We start from the raw sequence: 3,376 nt of genomic DNA on the forward strand, positions 1-3,376 counted from the left end.
AACCTCCCGTTTGCTGCATGGATTCAGATTCGAAGCCCCGTGGGAATCCCTGAGAGTCGGAAACGGCGCTCGTTGGTATTACGGATCCCACCAAGACGAAGTGACGAGTGAAAAGGCGGCGGGCTACGGCTCGCCGTTCTTTAGCTACAGCAGATAAATAATTGGAATTCGATATGACCGACAAGAAACCACCAAAGCCCGCGTCTATTCCAGCACCACGTCCTGGTCGATTTGGCGAATCAAGCATCGGGTCCGTTAAAACTCAGAAGTCATTCACGACCAACTACGTGCCCGACAAGATCGGAAAGCCCAAGCCTGGCAGCGGAAAATGAAGGCTGCGCTTGACTGGCTTTTTGAGCCAGCAAATCTCTCGCTCTTGTCTAACCTCGTTACAGTTTTTGGGTTTCCGATCGCTCTCGTCGGCCTTTTGTTTGTGGGACGACAAATGAAGAACGATCGATTGGCTGTGTCTGCTGGCGCCATAGGAGAGATGCGTGCCAGTATCATGCAGAGAGTTGATCGACTGCACCAAGCCAAAACAAACGACGACCTAGCTGCGTGGGAGAGCGAGTTTAAAGAGCTCGCCAACGATCTCGAAATGGCCTGCGCAATCTATCTGGATGGCCAAATGTCGGGCCGAACGGGGCTGCTCGCCAAGAACCTGATTTGCGATTTCCTGAACATGATCAATGCGGATTCGGATCTGCGGGAAGAGATGGAAAAGGCCATCCACGCCGAAGATACGTTCACCAACATCAGAGACTTTAGGGCAAAGGTTAAGCGTGATGCATAGGAAAAGTCAGTTGGCCGTAATGAGGATGGCGGACCTCGAGCCCGGCGAGTTGTTGAGGATGTCGTTTGGAAGCAGCGCCGCCATCGTCCTCTTCCTCAAGCGGTTAAATGATGATGAAGGTCTTTTCGGTGTTTTGCCGTCCGAAGATTTCACCGAGACCATGACGTGGCACGCGACATCCTTGGATGATGCGTGCTTGTCGTACGGACACGATTGGGTGCTAGAGGAGGAGCACGGAAGCGAAACAGCGTGTCGTCACCATTATACGCACGAAAGCGCCCGCTTGTTTCTGGCGAAATCCGGCCTTGTCATGGCTTTTCGCCCTCCGCAAGGCAGAGGAAGATATAACACTTACTACTACAGCCTCGCCAATCTTGAAGATGGCGAGCTAGGCCGGGACCCAGCCCCAATCAACCGTTGGCGCGTTTGGGAGAGCCGAGAGCATTTCGACCGAGGTGGAACTCCACTTTTTGAGATGCTTCAAAAGACTGCTTGATGTCCCGACTATCATTCGCCGGCTTCAGATCTGGCCACAGCCAAACGCGGTTTTTCTATCGCGCGGCAGGTGTTCTCGTTCTGTGCTCAAATGTGGCGGCCAGGTTGAAATGTCCGTTCCGGCGCAAAGTAGAAATGTCACTTTGGATACGTCTTCAGCCATTTAGAAATGCGACACCCGACATCTCCACTTGCGCTGAGGCAAGCCCCCGACCGGACCGGCTGGGCCGGGTTGCAAGGGAAGGGAGGGGGCGGGCGTAGGGCACCCCTTCGGCTTTAGCTTTCTCAGTTTCAATTAATGCGTTCCTGGTAGATGTTGCTGGCAGCTGAATGTGCAGGGCCAGGATCTCGCGATGCTTCCGGAAATCAGGCTGATGGGTGACGTCGATGTCGCCGCTTTGTCGCCACTGCTTCGCGGCATGGCCATGACGGTTTCCTACGCAGAGACCCAGGGAGGGATCGGTCTGACCGCGTCGGGGGCGATGAACCGCAAGTTCGTCCACTGGGCCGCTGTTCACTTCGATTGGCCCGGCTACACGTCGGACGACTTATACAGCATCAACAAGGTTCTCAACGAAGCCGATATGCCGCCGCTTTTGGTCGTCCGTGACATGCTCAAGTACTTGCGGCTTCTTCGGCGGCGCAAGGACGTACTGGTACCAACCCAACGCGGCCGAGACTTTCTGGCGAGACCGCAGGCCTTCTTCGATCTGATCGCGACGGATTATCTTTATGCTTATATCCACTACGGGCAGACGCAGGAGGCTGTCCGTAATCGGATGCGTTGGTGGCACGTCTTTCTCAATCTTATCAATATCAAAGCAGAAACGGGCTGTTCGTTGGACGACCTGGCGAACGAGCTATACCCGAGCGAATCGTACCCCGAGCCAGCAGAAATGACTGTCGAAGCCTGGGCGGAACGGTCGGCGTTCCGCTACGATATCATTCGCCCGCTGTGCTGGTTGGGATAGCTGCACGAAGATCGCGAGGGGCTGACTATTTGGCAGCATGGAACCTACCACAAGACACCGTTGTGGGCTGCCTGTTTAAAGCTGGACTCCGACATGCAATCCGAACTCACTCTCCATTGAACTGTGCCGGGTAGGGTTGCCCTTGCTCCACCGCACCTTGCTGGGAAAGCGCCTGTCGCCGCCGAGCAATGACCGCTGGATCGTTCACGAAATTCCGTCCGCTTGCCCGGCTTGCGACCCCGCGGCGTGTAGCCAATCTTCTCGCTGTTGGTCTTGACCTTCGGCGACGGCAACTGATCCTGCCGCTCCTTGATATAGGCCAGCACATCGGAAAGCCGCTTGTTCTCGATGATCGCCGCATGCGTCACCCGCTGGTCCTTGTCGAACACCCGGTAGGGCAGGGAATGCCCCTTCCAGCGCACATCGAGCCGGCCGTCGGCATAGGCGTAGGTCTCGACATAGCGCCCGACCAGTCCGCGCGTCACCTCGGTCTCCTCGAACATGATGCGCTGGCGCTCGTAGGAGAACGTCAGTTGGGCGCCGACATAACGCTGCTCCCGTTTGCACAGGACGTCCCGCAGCCGATCCGGTGCAAGATTCAGCGGCCGATGCAGATCATCAGATCGGGCAGGGGCAATGGCAAACTGCCGGTTATAGCGCTCCATGAACCGAGGCAGGAAAGCGTTGCCGTCATCCATACCGCAGATGCCCTCCAGCCGCAGATCCTTGATCAAACGGTCCTGTAGCGTCCGGTTCATCCGCTCGACGCGACCTTTGGCCTGACTGGAGTTTGCGCAAAGAATCTCGATGTTTAGCTCGCAAAGCGCCCGCCAGAACTGGGTCATGCCCTGACCTGCGGGTTTCGGCAAAGTCCGGACAGGGTTTCCGGTAATCTCCGGACACAGTTGGAGTGCACCCCAGACTGAGACAAGGAAAATCGCGGACAGTTTCCCCGCAAGGAGAGGAAACTGGGGCATGGCCGGACGGCAAAGAGTTATACCAACGAGCGCCGTTTCCGACTCTCAGGGATTCCCACGGGCTTCGAATCTGAATCCATGCAGCAAACGGGAGGTTTGCGATGGGTTCAGCAATTTTGTTGCGTGATGATTTCGATGGG

Annotated in this window: 2 protein-coding genes and 2 pseudogenes; 3 read left to right on the forward strand and 1 reads right to left on the reverse strand. The window is 56.3% G+C overall.

The genetic code is table 11. The features are described 5' to 3' along the window. Positions 1–328 precede the first annotated feature (328 nt). From AU381_RS00215 to AU381_RS00225, 3 genes and pseudogenes are all read left to right on the forward strand, one after another. Positions 329–793: a hypothetical protein gene (locus AU381_RS00215; RefSeq protein WP_048655401.1), complete on the forward strand. Its 465-nt coding sequence runs from the start codon at positions 329–331 to the stop codon at positions 791–793. 19 nt (positions 794–812) lie between these two features. Then, positions 813–1,289, forward strand: a complete 477-nt coding sequence (locus tag AU381_RS00220; protein ID WP_034859839.1) for a hypothetical protein — start codon at positions 813–815, stop codon at positions 1,287–1,289. A 352-nt stretch (positions 1,290–1,641) separates the two neighbouring features. Then, positions 1,642–2,379: pseudogene (locus tag AU381_RS00225) on the forward strand (hypothetical protein). Here AU381_RS00225 and AU381_RS00230 read toward each other — a convergent pair. After that, positions 2,366–3,113, reverse strand: a pseudogene (locus AU381_RS00230) (transposase family protein); the annotation flags it as partial. The pseudogenes AU381_RS00225 and AU381_RS00230 overlap by 14 nt on opposite strands. Positions 3,114–3,376: the final 263 nt, after the last annotated feature.

It is taken from the genome of Sinorhizobium glycinis, assembly GCF_001651865.1.
GTDB classification, from domain to species: Bacteria; Pseudomonadota; Alphaproteobacteria; order Rhizobiales; family Rhizobiaceae; genus Sinorhizobium; species Sinorhizobium glycinis.

Excerpts from the sequence above, each read along its gene's own strand:
- AU381_RS00220 (WP_034859839.1), top strand. The coding sequence starts at position 813 with ATGAGGATGGCGGACCTCGAGCCCGGCGAGTTGTTGAGGATGTCGTTT.
- AU381_RS00215 (WP_048655401.1), top strand. The coding sequence starts at position 329 with ATGAAGGCTGCGCTTGACTGGCTTTTTGAGCCAGCAAATCTCTCGCTC.